The organism is Arthrobacter sp. 8AJ (assembly GCF_902506025.1).
Taxonomy (GTDB): Bacteria; Actinomycetota; Actinomycetes; order Actinomycetales; family Micrococcaceae; genus Arthrobacter.
Genome location: NZ_LR733289.1, coordinates 605529 through 619262, shown reverse-complemented (window position 1 = coordinate 619262; position 13734 = coordinate 605529). Strand labels below are relative to the sequence as shown.

The 13734-nt window shown below is 67.7% G+C and carries 12 protein-coding genes; 2 read left to right on the top strand and 10 right to left on the bottom strand.

From position 1 onward, the window contains the following. Positions 1 to 20 precede the first annotated feature (20 nt). On the top strand, positions 21 to 650 hold the full coding sequence (locus BACI349Y_RS02800; RefSeq protein WP_159630258.1) for an AmiS/UreI family transporter: 630 nt from the start codon (positions 21 to 23) through the stop codon (positions 648 to 650). Here the strand turns inward: BACI349Y_RS02800 and BACI349Y_RS02795 are convergent. The 3 genes from BACI349Y_RS02795 to BACI349Y_RS02785 all read right to left on the bottom strand — a co-directional run bounded on the left by BACI349Y_RS02795 (position 643) and on the right by BACI349Y_RS02785 (position 3950). Next, complete coding sequence (locus BACI349Y_RS02795) at positions 643 to 2118, bottom strand: APC family permease (protein ID WP_159630256.1); 1476 nt, start codon at positions 2116 to 2118, stop codon at positions 643 to 645. The genes BACI349Y_RS02800 and BACI349Y_RS02795 overlap by 8 nt on opposite strands. 103 nt (positions 2119 to 2221) lie before the next feature. Continuing rightward, positions 2222 to 3595: a flavin monoamine oxidase family protein gene (locus BACI349Y_RS02790; protein ID WP_236560696.1), complete on the bottom strand. Its 1374-nt coding sequence runs from the start codon at positions 3593 to 3595 to the stop codon at positions 2222 to 2224. A 10-nt stretch (positions 3596 to 3605) separates the two neighbouring features. Continuing rightward, positions 3606 to 3950, bottom strand: coding sequence for a cupin domain-containing protein (locus BACI349Y_RS02785; RefSeq protein WP_159630254.1), 345 nt, complete (start codon positions 3948 to 3950; stop codon positions 3606 to 3608). Positions 3951 to 4117: 167 nt separating this feature from the next. Between BACI349Y_RS02785 and BACI349Y_RS02780 the strand changes: the two genes are divergently transcribed. Next, positions 4118 to 4708, top strand: a complete 591-nt coding sequence (locus BACI349Y_RS02780) for a TetR/AcrR family transcriptional regulator (RefSeq protein WP_159630252.1) — start codon at positions 4118 to 4120, stop codon at positions 4706 to 4708. A gap of 78 nt (positions 4709 to 4786) precedes the next feature. Here BACI349Y_RS02780 and purU read toward each other — a convergent pair whose 3' ends face one another. Genes purU through glyA form a run of 7 tightly spaced genes read right to left on the bottom strand, consistent with a single transcriptional unit; the run spans position 4787 to position 13675 of the window. Then, positions 4787 to 5683 (bottom strand): formyltetrahydrofolate deformylase, encoded by an 897-nt coding sequence (gene purU / locus BACI349Y_RS02775; protein WP_159630251.1) that lies wholly within the window; start codon positions 5681 to 5683, stop codon positions 4787 to 4789. Between the two features lie 3 nt (positions 5684 to 5686). Further along, complete coding sequence (locus BACI349Y_RS02770; RefSeq protein ID WP_159630249.1) at positions 5687 to 7102, bottom strand: L-serine ammonia-lyase; 1416 nt, start codon at positions 7100 to 7102, stop codon at positions 5687 to 5689. Further along, a complete protein-coding gene (locus BACI349Y_RS02765) occupies positions 7102 to 7752 on the bottom strand; it encodes a sarcosine oxidase subunit gamma (protein WP_159630247.1) in 651 nt (216 codons plus the stop codon). Before BACI349Y_RS02765 ends, BACI349Y_RS02770 begins: the two co-directional genes overlap by 1 nt. Beyond that, a complete protein-coding gene (locus BACI349Y_RS02760; protein ID WP_159630245.1) occupies positions 7745 to 10687 on the bottom strand; it encodes a 2Fe-2S iron-sulfur cluster-binding protein in 2943 nt (980 codons plus the stop codon). Before BACI349Y_RS02760 ends, BACI349Y_RS02765 begins: the two co-directional genes overlap by 8 nt. Further along, positions 10684 to 11088, bottom strand: a complete 405-nt coding sequence (locus BACI349Y_RS02755) for a sarcosine oxidase subunit delta (protein ID WP_159630243.1) — start codon at positions 11086 to 11088, stop codon at positions 10684 to 10686. Before BACI349Y_RS02755 ends, BACI349Y_RS02760 begins: the two co-directional genes overlap by 4 nt. A gap of 29 nt (positions 11089 to 11117) precedes the next feature. Further along, entirely contained in the window at positions 11118 to 12338 is a 1221-nt protein-coding gene (locus BACI349Y_RS02750; protein WP_159630241.1) for a sarcosine oxidase subunit beta family protein, read from the bottom strand. Beyond that, positions 12335 to 13675 carry a serine hydroxymethyltransferase gene (glyA, locus tag BACI349Y_RS02745; RefSeq protein WP_159630239.1) on the bottom strand — a complete coding sequence of 447 codons (1341 nt, stop codon included), beginning with the start codon at positions 13673 to 13675 and terminating at the stop codon, positions 12335 to 12337. Before glyA ends, BACI349Y_RS02750 begins: the two co-directional genes overlap by 4 nt. Positions 13676 to 13734 lie beyond the last annotated feature (59 nt).

Genomic DNA, 13734 nt, shown 5'->3' with positions numbered 1-13734 from the left:
TGCACACCGGAGACGCGCTGATGCCCTTCATTTGCCTGCTTCTCTCCGGTGCCGCGCTGCTGGTCAATGGGCTGGCGACGCTGGGGCGTCTCCCCCGCCGCGACGCCGCCACCTTCAGCCTGCTGCTCGGCGGCACCCAGCTGGTGCTCGGCGTCGTCCATCTTTCCACCGGCAATACCGGCACTGAACACCTCTTGACGGCCGCCGGCATGTTCCTGTTCGGGCTGACGTACGCCTATGCCGGACTGGATGTTTTGTTGGCCCTGGGTTCGAAGGGCCTGGGCTGGTTCTGCGGCATGGTGGCGTTTTTCGGCTTGCTGCTGGCGGGCGCGTGGATCGGGACGGATCCGCTGCTCGCGGTGCTCTGGGTGTGCTGGTCAGTTCTGTGGGGGCTGTTGTTCGCCTCGGCCGCATTCGGCGCGGTGCGGTTGGAGCCGTTCACCGGCTGGGCCCTGGTCCTGGCCAGCCAGGTCACGGCAACCTTTCCGGCGTTCCTGGGCCTGTCCGGCGTGTGGCCCCGCAGCGACTGGGCGGCATGGCTGGCAGCCGCCTTCCTGGCCGGGGTTTTCGTTGCAGCACGCGTCCTGGCCCGGCGCGGACATTGCGGTCCGCGCCGGGCCAGTATGGGGGAAGCCGTCAGCCCTAGGTAAGCGCGTGTCCCAGGGTGGCGGCGTGGTGGCGGCGCTCGATGGCGGATTCCACCAGCACCCCGGCCAGGAAGACCACGGGGACCGCGGCGAGCAGGGCGGTTGCTGTTTCCGCGCTGCCGCCAATGAGGGCCGTGAAATTGCTGACCACAAGGAACAGGACCCAGGCGAGCAGCACCGTTGCCAGGACGGGGGCGATCCGGGTCTGCCACAGCTGCGCCCCCGCACGTTCGCGGCGGAAGAAGCTGACCACCGCCACCGAGCACAGCATGTAGAGCACCAGCAGTGCCGCCACGGCCAGGCCGCTGAACCAGGAGAAGAGGGTCAGGACCGGGTCCAGGGCCAGGATGGCGAAGGGAAGCACCAGGACGACGGCGGTGGCGGTCTGGATCCAGGCGGCAAAGGCAGGGGCGCGGTGGCGGTTGGTCCGGGCCAGCACGGCGGGCATGGAACCGCGCAGGGCCAGGGAGTGCAGGTAGCGGTTGATGCCGTTATGGAAGGCGATGATGCCGGCGAGCAACGAGGTGACCAGCAGGATGCCTGCCACCACGCCCGCCCATGGGCCGAACAGCTCCACCATGGGACCGAGCACGAAGGACGTGGCGTCGCCGGATTCGAGGGCTGCCCCGGCCGCGTCCATGACCCGGGACGGGCCGTAGTAACTGACCAGCATCCAGGAGATGAAGGAGAAGAAGACTGAGATGACGCCCACGGACAGGTAGGTGGCCCGGGCCACCGTGCGGTGCGGGTCCTTGGCCTCGGCCGAATAGATGGCCGTGGATTCGAAACCGAACATGGAAGCCACGGCGAACATGATGGCCACGCCCGGCGCTCCGGCCCCTATGGCCTCGGGCGAGAAGGACGCGGCTACGCTGATGCCTTCCGGGCCGCCGCCGTGGAGCAGGACGGTGAAGCCGAACAGCAGCAGGATGGCCACCTCGAGTCCCACCAGCAGGGCCAGCACGCGGGCACCGAGTTCGATGTTCAGGGAGCCCAGCACCTGGACGCCGGCCATGGTGGCCAGGGCAAGCAGCCACCACGGAACCTCCAGCCCAATCGAGGCGAGCAGGCCCGAGAACGCAGCACCATAGAGCCCGTACATTGCGGCTTGGACGGTGTTGTAGGCCAGGAGGGCCAGCCAGGCGGCGCCGGCGCCGGTTTTCCTGCCGAACGCTGCGGTGACGTAGGCGTAGAAGGCGCCGTTGGCCTGGATTTTGCGGCTCATCGCCACAAATCCGACGGCGAAGATCACGATGACAATGCCCACGATCAGGTACGCGCCGGGTGCGCCGGCACCGTTGCCGAGCGCTGCGGCCAGCGGCGAGGCGCCCACGATCCCGGTGAGGGGTGCCTGTGCCGACAGGACGAAGAAGAGGATGCCCAGGACGCCGATGCTGCCGGCGCGCAGTGCCGTTGAATGCTCCTTGGCCGGAGCGTCAGTGGTCCGGGGCTCGGAATTCGAAATACTCATTTGATCCTTCTTAACGGTCATGAGTTCGGGAAAATTGCTGTGGAATCCAGCTTGGCAGCGGGGCACCGAACCCCTTTGTCCACCAGCGACGAGTTGTTGTTTGTCAGCGCAGTGCAGGGTTTTGCGGGACTGGTTCCTGGGCGGCCGGGCGGGCGGCGGAGCGGGGGCCAAGCAGCGACGCGGCGGCCTGCGCCGCTTCCATGCCGCTCTCAATGGCACCGTCGATGAAGCCGCCCCAGCCGTTGGCAATATCGGAGCCGGCAAAAAGCACGTTGCCGTGCCCGGACTGCATCGCGGCCAGGTGGTTGCCGAGGAAACCCGTCCGGTGCATCGGCCAGGTCTCTCCCGCCAGCGGGTCCGCCACCCAGTCATGGGTAGCCACGTCCAGCACGTCAACGCCGGGCACCAGCCGGGCCAGCTGCTCCTGGACTGCCGCTGCGTCTGACGCATCGATTCTTGTTGCGTCGGGGCCGAAGCCGACGACGATCGTGTCGCCGTCGAGCGTGTACTCCACCTGGAAGAAGTTCAACGGCCAGTCCGCCTTGCCCAACGCCACGAACGGCGCGTGCTCACCCCGCAGCCGGATCCACACCTTCACGCCACTGGACACCTGTCCGCGCTTCGCGGCTTCCGTCTTGACCGGCGGCAGCGGCGGCTGGAAGTCGATGGTTCCCAGGACGGGAAGGGGGACCGTGACAATGGCGGCCCTGGCGCTGATGGCCCGGCCGTCCGCGCTCCGCAGGGTGACGCTCCCGCCGTCGTCCGTCATGCCTGCGACAGTAAAGCCGTAGTCGACGACGGCACGGGAGTCCTCAAGGATGGCCCCGGCGAGCGCGGCGGTTCCGCCCTGGATCTTGTACGTGGCGCAGGCTTCGAAGTTGACGGCCCAGTCACCGTTGGTCAGGGCCACCCAGCGCAGCGCCTGGGTCAGTGCCGCGTCCTCCAGGGGGCCGTTGAAGTTCAAGGTCCAGAAGGATTCGAGGATGTCCCGGGCGTCGCCGGCGGGAAACTGTTCCCGGATCCGGTCCTGCACCGAGATGTGGTCGATGCCCTTGAAGGCATCCGTCGCCAACGGCCTGAACGGTTCGGGGAAGTAGGTCCGGGACTCCTTGGTGAATTCGCCGTTGTGCCGGCCGATCGCGTCAAGCAAGGCTCCGGGGTCGCCTTCCCGGCGGCCGCCGTCGGCCCACCAAAAAGCCCGCTGGGGCTCCGGGCTGGCGACGGTTCCGATGCCGTACCGCTTCAACTCCGCCCAAATGTACGGCTGGGTCCAGTGGACCCATGTGCCGCCGATCTCCAGGTCGCGGCCCAGCCGGTGGTCCAGCCAGGTCCGGCCGCCGACGCGGTCCCGCGCTTCAACGAGGCGGACCGCCAGTCCACGACGGGCGAGTTCGCGGGCGGCGGTGAGGCCGGCAAACCCGGCACCCACGATGACGACGCCCAGGTCCTGCTCCATGGCGCTGTTGTGCTGTGCCATCCCCGGGCCCCTAGGAGTAGACGAAGAATTCGACGGTGGGGGCCAGCACAGCCCACCTGGTACGGGCGCCCTTATTGAAGGAGGCGGCGCCACCGGCGGTGAGGTCATAGCTGACGCCGCCCTCCACCTCGATCCGGAGGTGGCCTTCGATGATGTGGATGGTCTCATCGGCTTCCATGACGAGATTGAAGGGTTCGGGGGCTTCTGTGGGATTGACGTGCCAGTAGCCGCAGGCCAACGCAGGCCTGTCACCTTCGCCGAAGCGGCGCACCCACTGTACTTTGCCGAGTTCGAAGGGCTCATTCCTGCCGGGGTCAAGGGAAGCGGACGCGGTGAAGGACGGGGTGGTGGTCATGGGTACTCCAGAGGGGAAGGCGCGGCAGGGGAACGGTCACGCCGCGGGATGTGTGAAATGGCGGCGGTCCTGTGACGGGCATCACCGCGTGGAAGCAATCTAAGCAATTGCTTAGTTTTAAGTCAAGGGCTGCTTTTTGCCTGTCGGCGGCTGGCTAGAATCGGGCTATGACCGCTTCCGCCGCCCGCACCGCCACGCCCAAATATGGCAAGGGCCGCGAAGCCCTGCTTCGGGCGGCGGTGGACGTAGTGGCGCAGAAGGGTTTGCGCGGGCTGACGTACCGGGCGGTCGCCGAGGCGGCGGGCGTCAACAACAGCCTGGTCGCCCACCATTTCGGGACCCGGGACACCCTGATCGAGGCAGCGCTCCTGTGGTCATCGGAGCAGTCCATCGGCGCGTCACGGCTGCGGGAAGCAGCCGAAAACGGCGGGACTTTCACGGAGGCGCTGCTGGAGCTGCTGCTTGAAGATCCGGGGCTGCAGGTGTTCCAGTACGAGATGATCCTCGAGGCCCGGCGCCGGCCGGAGCTGGCGGGACCGGTGGCCGCGCTGTATGAAAGCTATGTTGGTGCGCTGTCGGAGGGGCTTGAGGCTTTCGGCTTCCAGGGTGACGTCCGCGTGGTGGCCCGCTCGCTGTTCGCCGCGCTGGATGGACTGGTGCTGCAGTACCTGGCGGGCGTGGGGCGGGAGGAGATCGCTGCCGCCCTGGAGGAGGTGCACCAGGCGGTTCTCCTGCGGAGGGGAGCACAGAGCGGCTAGAAACCTCCGGGAACAACAAAGCGCGGCCGGCCACCCTGGGGGCAGTCGGCCGCGCTGACAGTATTCAGTTGGGTCGGCTTACCGGAGCACCACAGTGCGGTTGCCCTGCAGGATGACCCGGCCTTCGCAGTGCCACTTCACCGCGTTGGAGAGGGCCTTGCATTCTGTGTCGCGGCCTGCGGCCACCAGGTCCTCGGGCCCGTACGTGTGGTCCACGTCCACCACCTGCTGGGAGATGATGGGTCCCTCGTCCAGTTCTGCGTTGACGTAGTGCGCGGTGGCGCCCACGGTCTTGACGCCGCGGGCGTAGGCCTGGTGGTACGGCTTGGCACCCTTGAAGCTGGGCAGGAACGAGTGGTGGATGTTGATGGCCCGGCCGTCCAGCTTGCGGGTCAGGTCGTCGCTGAGCACCTGCATGTAGCGGGCCAGCACCACCAGTTCGACGTCGAGCTCGTCCACGAGTGCCATCAGCGCGGCTTCCGCTGCGGGTTTGGTGTCGGCAGTGACCGGGATGTGGTGGAACGGGATGCCGTGCCACTGCACCAGTGCCTCGTGGTCACGGTGGTTGGATACCACCGCAACGATTTCCACCGGCAGTTCTCCGATCCGGGCCCGGAACAGCAGGTCGTTGAGGCAGTGCCCAAACTTGGACACCATGATCAGCACCTTGCGCTTGGAGCCGTGGCGTTCCAGCTGCCAGCGCATGCCGAATTTTTCGGCTACCGGGGCGAACGAAGACCGCAGGACGTCAAGCGTGGACTCATCGCCGTCGGAGACGAAGTGCACGCGCATGAAGAAGTGGCCTTCGGAGCGCTCACCGAACTGCTTGTTGTCAATGATGTCGCAGCCGTGCTCCAGCAGGAATCCGGACACGGCGTGCACAATGCCGGGCCCCTCGGGACAGTCCAGGGTCAGGACGTGTTCCACGGTGGTGGGCGTTTTCGACGCGGGGATATGGGTTTCAGTAACAGTCATGGCTCAGCACTCGATCACATTCACGGCGAGGCCTCCTCGGGAGGTTTCCTTGTACTTGGTTTTCATGTCGGCTCCGGTGTCACGCATGGTCTTGATCGCCTTGTCCAGCGAGACCTTGTGGCTGCCGTCCCCGTGCAGGGCCAGCCGGGCCGCGTTGATCGCCTTCACGCTGGCGATCGCATTCCGCTCGATGCACGGGATCTGCACCAGGCCGCCCACGGGGTCGCAGGTCAGGCCCAGGTTGTGCTCGATCCCTACCTCGGCGGCGTTTTCCACCTGCGCCGGCGTTCCGCCAAGCACTTCGCAGAGCCCGGCCGCAGCCATCGAGCAGGCGGAGCCCACCTCGCCCTGGCAGCCCACTTCGGCGCCGGAGATGGAGGCGTTGGTTTTGAACAGGATTCCGACGGCGGCCGCCGCCAGCAGGAAGCGGACCACACCGTCGTCGTTAGCCCCTGGAACAAACTTCACGTAGTAGTGCAGGACGGCCGGGACGATGCCCGCGGCCCCGTTGGTGGGGGCGGTGACGATCCGGCCGCCGGCGGCGTTCTCCTCGTTCACGGCCAGCGCGAAGAGGTTCACCCATTCCATGGCGAGCAGCGGATCCGCCGGTGCCTGGACGGGCGACGGCGACGCTGCCGCGGCTTCGGCGGTGGCGGCCGAGGCCGTCAGGGTGCGGAACAGGGCCGGCGCCCGCCGGGTGACGTTCAGGCCTCCCGGCAGGATGCCTTCGGCGTTGCAGCCGTTCTCCACGCATTCGCGCATGACGGCCCACAGCCCCAGCAGCTGCTCGCGGAGTTCCGCTTCGCTGCGCCAGGTGAGCTCGTTGGCCAGCATGACGTCGGAGATGGACATGCCTTCGCGGCTGCAGATCTGCAGGAGTTCGTCGGCCGTGGAGAACGGGTAGGGCAGCACGGTGTCATCCGGCACCACCTTGTCCCCGCCTTCGGCATCGCCGTCCACCACGAAGCCGCCGCCGATCGAGTAGAAGCTCCGCTCGCTCAGGACGGCACCTGTGTGGTCCAGGGCCCGGAAGGTCATGCCGTTGGGGTGTGCGGGAAGGGACTTGCGCCGGTGGAGCACCACGTCCTCTTCCCAGTTGAAGTCCACCCGGTGCGCCCCGGCGATGTGGAGTTCGGCGTCCAGCGCGGCGGCTGCCACCTGGTCGTCGGCGGTGGTGGTGTCCACGGTTTCCGGGTCCAGGCCCTTCAGCCCCAGGACCACTGCCTTGTCCGAGCCGTGGCCGCGGCCGGTGGCGCCGAGGGAGCCGAACAGTTCGGTCTGGACCCGGGCGGTGGCGGCCAGCTGGCCGTCACCCTTCAGTCCGTCGGCGAACAGCTTGGCCGCCCGCATCGGGCCCACCGTGTGTGACGACGAGGGCCCGATGCCGACGGAAAAGAGGTCAAGGACGCTGAGCGCCATCAGGGGACCTCTGGCGAGGCGTACTCCCGCATGGCGTCCAGCAGCCACCGGCCCAGGAACTCGGCGAAGGAAGCACGGGGGAAGATCCGGAAGGACTCATCACCGGTCTTCCACAGGATGGCTGGAATGTTCGCGATTTCCGTGGAAAAGGCGGTGCCGGCCTTGAAGACCCGCGGGTGCAGGTCCAGCGAGCAGCCCTTTTCCAGGACGGCGCGGGCCCGGGGGCCCGTCAGTTCGAACGTGGTCCGGTTGGCGGACAGGTCCACCACCTGGCCCGCGTCGCCGCCCAGCGCGTCCCGGAGCGCGGGGATGAGGTCCCCGCCCAGTGATTCGTGCGCCTCGGTGGGTGCAACCACCAGGAACTCGGCGGGGCCGAGCCACAGGACGGACACGTCGCCGTTTCCGGCCACGGCACCGGAGCCGGCGGGGAGGCCGCCGGTGACACCGGCCAGGCGCTCCGCCGCGGCGGATCCTGCGAGGGCCCGGAGGCCCACCATGGTCAGGAAGGGCACCTCGGAGATTTCAACGGTGCCGGCCAGTGAGCCGGCCGCGAAGTCTTCCGCCAGCTGGCGCGCCGGGCTGACGCGGGCGGCGAGGTTCTTCTCGGCGTTGGTTTTTGCGGAGGTCGCGGATGCTGCTGTTTCAGCCATCTTTACGGGTCCCTTCAGAGTCAAAAAGCACTGTTTCTGCGACAACCACGTCCACCAGCTGGTCGCCGGCGGCTGCCACCAGCGTTTCGCCGATGCGGTTGCGTCCGTTCTTGATCAGGGCCAGGCCGAACGACCGGCCCAGCGCTGCGCTGTGGTAGCTGGAGGTAACGAACCCTTCCATCGGCACGGGGCCGTAGGCGGGGTTGGTGGAGCGTCCCTTCTCCACCAGCTGGGTGCCTTCCGGCAGGCGCAGCGTGCCGTCCACGGGAAGGACGCTGACCAGGTGCTTGCGGTCCTCACGCTGCGCGTCGGACCGGGTGTAGGAACGCTTGCCGATGAAGTCCTTGGCCTTGGAGACGATCCACTCCATGCCCGCGTCCTGCGGGGTGACGGTGCCGTCGGTGTCCTGCCCGACGATCGGGTAGCCCTTTTCGGCGCGCAGCACGTGCATGGTTTCGGTGCCGTAGGGGGTGATGTTGAACTCGGCCCCGGCGGCCGCCACGGATTCCCACGTGTTCAGCCCGTACCAGGCTGGCACATTGATCTCGTAGGCGAGTTCACCGGAGAACGAGATCCGGCAGATCCGGGCGCGGACGCCGGAGGCGAGGGTGGTTTCGCGGAAGGTCATGAACGGGAAGTTCTCCGCGTCCAGTCCGCCGTTGGCCGCGAGTTCCGGGGCCACCTTGGCGATGACCTCACGGGACTTGGGCCCGACGACGGCAATGGTGCTCCACTGTTCCGTCACGGAGGTGCACTGCACGTCCAGTTCCGGCCACTCGGTCTGCAGCCATTCCTCCAGCCAGTCCAGTACCTTGGCGGCGCCGCCGGTGGTGGTGGTCATGAAGTAGGTGTCGTCGTCGACGCGGAGGGTCACGCCGTCGTCGAAGATCATGCCGTCCGGGGTGCACATGACGCCGTAGCGTGCCGAGCCCGGGGCGAGCTTCTTGAACGCGTTAGTGTACATCCGGTTCAGGAACTCCCCCGCGTCCTTGCCGCGGATTTCGATCTTGCCCAGGGTGGTGGCGTCCATGAAGCCAACGGATTCGCGGACGGCGGCGCATTCGCGCAGCACGGCAGCGTCCATGTCCTCCCCGGCCTGCGGGTAGTACCAGGGCCGCTTCCACTGTCCAACGTCCTCGAACAGCGCGCCCTTGGCTACGTGCCAGGGGTGGATGGACGTAACGCGGGCGGGGTCGAACAGTTCCCCGCGCTGGCGTCCGGCCAGGGCCGCGAAAGCCACCGGGGTGAAGGGGGCGCGGTAGGTGGTGGTGCCGATGTCTCCGATGCCGCGGGAGGCTTCGCCGGCGGTGCGCAGGGCCGCGGCGATGACGCCGATGGCGTTGACGCCGGAGGTCTTGCCCTGGTCGTTGGCCGTGCTGATGGAGGTGTACCGCTTGATGTGTTCCACCGAGCGCATGCCGGCACCGGTGGAGCGGAGGACGTCCGCCACGGACTGGTCGCGCTGGAAGTCCACGAAGTGGTGGTGCCAGTCATCCGGGGTGCCGTTCTCGCCCGGTACCAGCCACAGCTGGCGGGTGGGGGCGGAGGCCTTCGGGTCGCCGAACACGGAGGGTTCGACGGCGGATTCGAAGCCCGCGGCGATGGCCGCCCTGGCGCCGGCGGAGATGCCCTCCGCGACGCAGTCTTCGGTGGCGAAGGAGCCGCGGCCGGCGCCAATGGTCTGCTGGGCGGGGACCTCGGTGCTGGGCACGAAGGCTGCCAGCTCCTCGTCCCAGCGCAGCTTGCCCTGGCGCTGGGAGTGCAGGTGGACCAGCGGGCTCCAGCCGCCGGACATAGCCAGCAGGTCTGCCGCGATCTGCTCGACGCCGGAGGTGAGCTCGCCGTCGTCGTTAATGCTGCGGACGGTCACGCCGTCCAGCCGGCCGTCGGCACCGGCGGAGGTGTTGGCCACCGCGCTGCCGATCAGCACCCGGATCCCGGATTCGACGGCGGCAGTCGCTGCTGCGGTCAGGGCCGGACGGGCGTCCACCACGGCGGCGACCTTGACGCCTGCGGCGGCGAGGTCGGCGGCGACGGCGTAGGCGCTGTCATTGGTGGTGCTGATGACCACGCGCTTGCCGGCGGCCACGCCGTAGCGGTTCAGGTAGCTGCGCACGGCGGAGGCGAGCATGATGCCGGGGCGGTCGTTGTTCTCGAACACCAGGGGGCGTTCGTGGGCACCCGGGGCGACGACCACCTGGCTGGCACGGATGTGCCAAATCCGCTGGCGGGACACCCCTGCGGCTGCGGGGCTGGTGAGGTGGTCGGTGCGGTTCTGGACGGCGATGACGTAGTTGGCGTCGTAGGCGCCGAACGCGGTGGTGCGGTTCAGGACCGTGGACTCGGCGCCGGATACCAGCTCGGCTTCGACGTCGGCCACCCATTCCAGGGCGGGCTTTCCTTCGATGGTCTCGGCAAGGCCGGGAGCGGTGGAACCGGAGAGCAGCGAGCCGCCGAGTTCGGGCTGGTCATCGAGTAGCATGACCCTGGCGCCGGTGCGGACAGCCTCACGGGCCGCGGCGAGCCCGGCGGGGCCGCCACCGATGACCAGGACGTCGGTGTGGACGTACTTCTTGTCGTATTCGGCGCGGTCGTCCTCCGGGTCCAGCTTGCCCAGGCCGTTGAGCAGGGTGGCCTGGAGTCCGTCCACCAGGGAGACGGTGGTGGCGGGGAGCATGGATTCGGCCACGTGGCCGGGGAAGCGGGCTTCCACGCGGACCAGGGCGTTGGCCTCCTCCACCCCGGCGGACATGATGCCGCGGGGGCGGTCCTCGTAGAGGGAGTTGCCGGCGGCAATGCGGCCGTTGGCCAGCAGCGCGGAGGCCAGGGTGTCACCGGGGTGGCCGGTGAACTCCTCGCCGTCCACGGTGAAGCGCCAGGAGATGGTGCGGTCGATGCGGCCGCCGGTAGCCAGGCGGGCGGTCTGGGAAGTCACTTGGTCGCTCCTTCCGGGGCGGTGGTGCTGAGGATGCTCGTGGTGGAGGTGCTGGGTGCGGCACTTCCCGTGGTGGTGCTGTCAGGGCCGGTGCTGGCGGTCCCGGTTTCGGGTGCGCCGTCCGTGGAGCGGTCAGGCCGCTTCGCCCCCATCGGGTAGATGGCCTTGATGTCGTAGCTCACGGTGTCGCGGAGCATGTTGAACCATTGGCGGCAGCCGGTGCTGTGGACCCAGCGCTCGGCGAAGATGCCTTTGGGGTTCTCGCGGTAGAAGAGGTAGCGGGACCACTCCGTGTCGCTCAGCTCGTTGGGGTTCTCGGGGTACGGGACGTGGGCCTGTCCCCCGTAGTGGAATTCGGTTTCGTCCCGCGGGCCGCAGTTGGGGCATGGGATCAGCAGCATGTGCGTTAGTCCTTTTCTGGTGGCGGCGGCTAGTGGGCCACGGCGGCGGCGCCGTGTTCGTCGATGAGGGCGCCGGTTTCGAAGCGTTCCAGCGAGAACGGCGCATTCAGCTTGTGCGGGGCGCCGGTGGCGATGGTGTGCGCGAAGGTCATGCCGGCAGCAGGGGTGCCCTTGAATCCGCCGGTTCCCCAGCCGCAGTTCACGAACATGTTCTCCACGGGAGTGGTGCCCACGATCGGCGAGGCGTCGAGGGTGGTGTCGACGATGCCGCCCCAGGTCCGGAGCACGTGGGCCCTGGCGAAGATGGGGAAGAGTTCGACGGCGGCCGCCATCTGCTGCTCGATCACGTGGAAGGAGCCGCGCTGGCCGTAGCCGTTGTAGGAGTCCACGCCGGCACCCATGACAAGTTCGCCCTTGTGCGCCTGGGAGACGTAAACGTGCACGTGGTTGGACATGACCACCGTGGGGTGGACGGGCTCGTGCAGTTCGGAGACCAGGGCCTGCAGGGGGTGGGACTGGATGGGAAGCTGGAAGCCGGCCATTTCGGCCAGGACGGAGCTGTGGCCTGCGGCGCAGAGGCCCACCTTCTCCGTGTTGATGGTGCCGCGGTTGGTCTTGACGCCCACCACGCGGTCGCCGTCCTTCAGGAAGCCGGTCACCTCGCAGTTCTGGATGATGTCAACGCCCATTTCGTCGCACTTGCGGGCGAAGGCCCAGGCCACGTGGTCGTGCTTGGCGATGCCGGCGCGGGGCTGGTAGGTGGCGCCCATGACGGGATAGCGGATGTTGTCGCGGATGTTAAGGATGGGGCAGAGTTCCTTGACCTGCTGCGGGTCCAGCCATTCGGCGTCCACGCCGTTGAGCTTGTTGGCACCGACGCGGCGCATGCTTTCGCGCACATCGCCCAGGGTGTGGGCCAGGTTCATCACTCCGCGCTGGCTGAACAGGAAGTCGTACTCGAGTTCCTCGGGCAGGATTTCCCAGAGTTTGAGGGCCTGCTCATAGATGGCCGCGCTCTCGTCCCAGAGGTAGTTGGAGCGGATGATGGTGGTGTTGCGGGCCATGTTGCCACCGGCGAGCCAGCCCTTTTCCAGGACGGCGATGTTGGTCATCCCGTGGTTCTTGGCCAGGAAGTAGGCAGTGGCCAGGCCGTGTCCGCCGCCGCCGACGATCACGGCGTCGTAGGAGGACTTGGGTTCCGGGTTCCGCCAGAGGAAGTCCGGGTGCTCCGGAAGGTGCTGGGTGCTCACTGGGCGGCTCCAATCAGGTCTGCCTCGATGCCGGCCAGGTTGGCGTCGGCGGAGAGGTGCGGGTAGAGGGGGAACTTGCCGGCCAGGGCCGCTACGCGTTCCCGGAGTTCGACGGCGGTGTCCCCGGGGAGGATGCCGGTGTCGGCGGAGGCAATCAGGGCCGTGGCGATGATGTCCGCAACCTCGGTGAACTCGGCGGCGCCGAAGCCGCGGGCAGCCAGGGCGGGGGTGCCGATCCGGAGGCCGGAGGAGACCATCGGCGGGCGGGGGTCGAAGGGGACCGCGTTGCGGTTGACCGTGATGCCGATCTGGTGGAGTGCGTCCTCACCCTGCTGGCCGTCGAGTTCGGAGTTGCGGAGGTCAACCAGGACCAGGTGGACGTCGGTGCCGCCGTTGACTACGGAAATGCCTGCGGCTGCGACGTCTTCCTGGAGGAGTCGCTCGGCCAGCAGCTTGGCGCCCTGCAGCACCCGCTCCTGGCGTTCCTTGAATTCGGGGGCGGCAGCGAGCTTGAACGCCACGGCCTTGGCTGCCACAACGTGCTCCAGCGGACCACCCTGCTGGCCCGGGAACACCGCGCTGTTGATCTTCTTGGCGTATTCCTCCTTGGCCAGGATGACGCCGCCGCGCGGACCGCCCAGGGTCTTGTGCGTGGTGGTGGTGACCACATCCGCGTACGGGACGGGGTTCGGGTGCAGGCCGGCGGCGACGAGTCCGGCGAAGTGCGCCATGTCCACCATGAGGTAGGCACCCACGAGGTCGGCGATGCGGCGGAATTCGGCGAAGTCCAGCTGGCGGGAGTAGGCGGACCAGCCGGCCACGATCAGCTTGGGCTTGTGTTCCAGGGCCAGGGCTTCCACCTCGGCCATATCGATCCGGAGGTCTTCCTCGCGGACGTGGTAGGGAACCACGTTGTAGAGCTTGCCGGAGAAGTTGATCTTCATGCCGTGAGTGAGGTGTCCGCCGTGCGCCAGGGAGAGCCCCAGGATGGTGTCGCCCGGGTTCAGCAGGGCGAACATGGCGGCGGCGTTGGCCTGGGCACCGGAGTGCGGCTGCACGTTGGCGAACTCGGCGCCGAAGAGTGCCTTCACGCGGTCGATGGCGAGCTGCTCGATGACGTCCACGTGCTCGCAGCCGCCGTAGTAGCGCTTGCCCGGGTAGCCTTCGGCGTACTTGTTGGTGAGCACCGAGCCCTGGGCCTCCATGACGGAGGTCGGAGCGAAATTCTCCGACGCAATCATTTCCAGGGTGGACTGCTGGCGGTGCAGTTCCTGTGCCACAGCGGCGGCGACGTCGGCGTCGACCGTGGCGAGCGAGGCGTTCAGTACGTCCTGCATTGTTCTCCTTCTGAGCCCTTCGGAGTTACTGACCTATAACTGATCTGTAACTGATATAT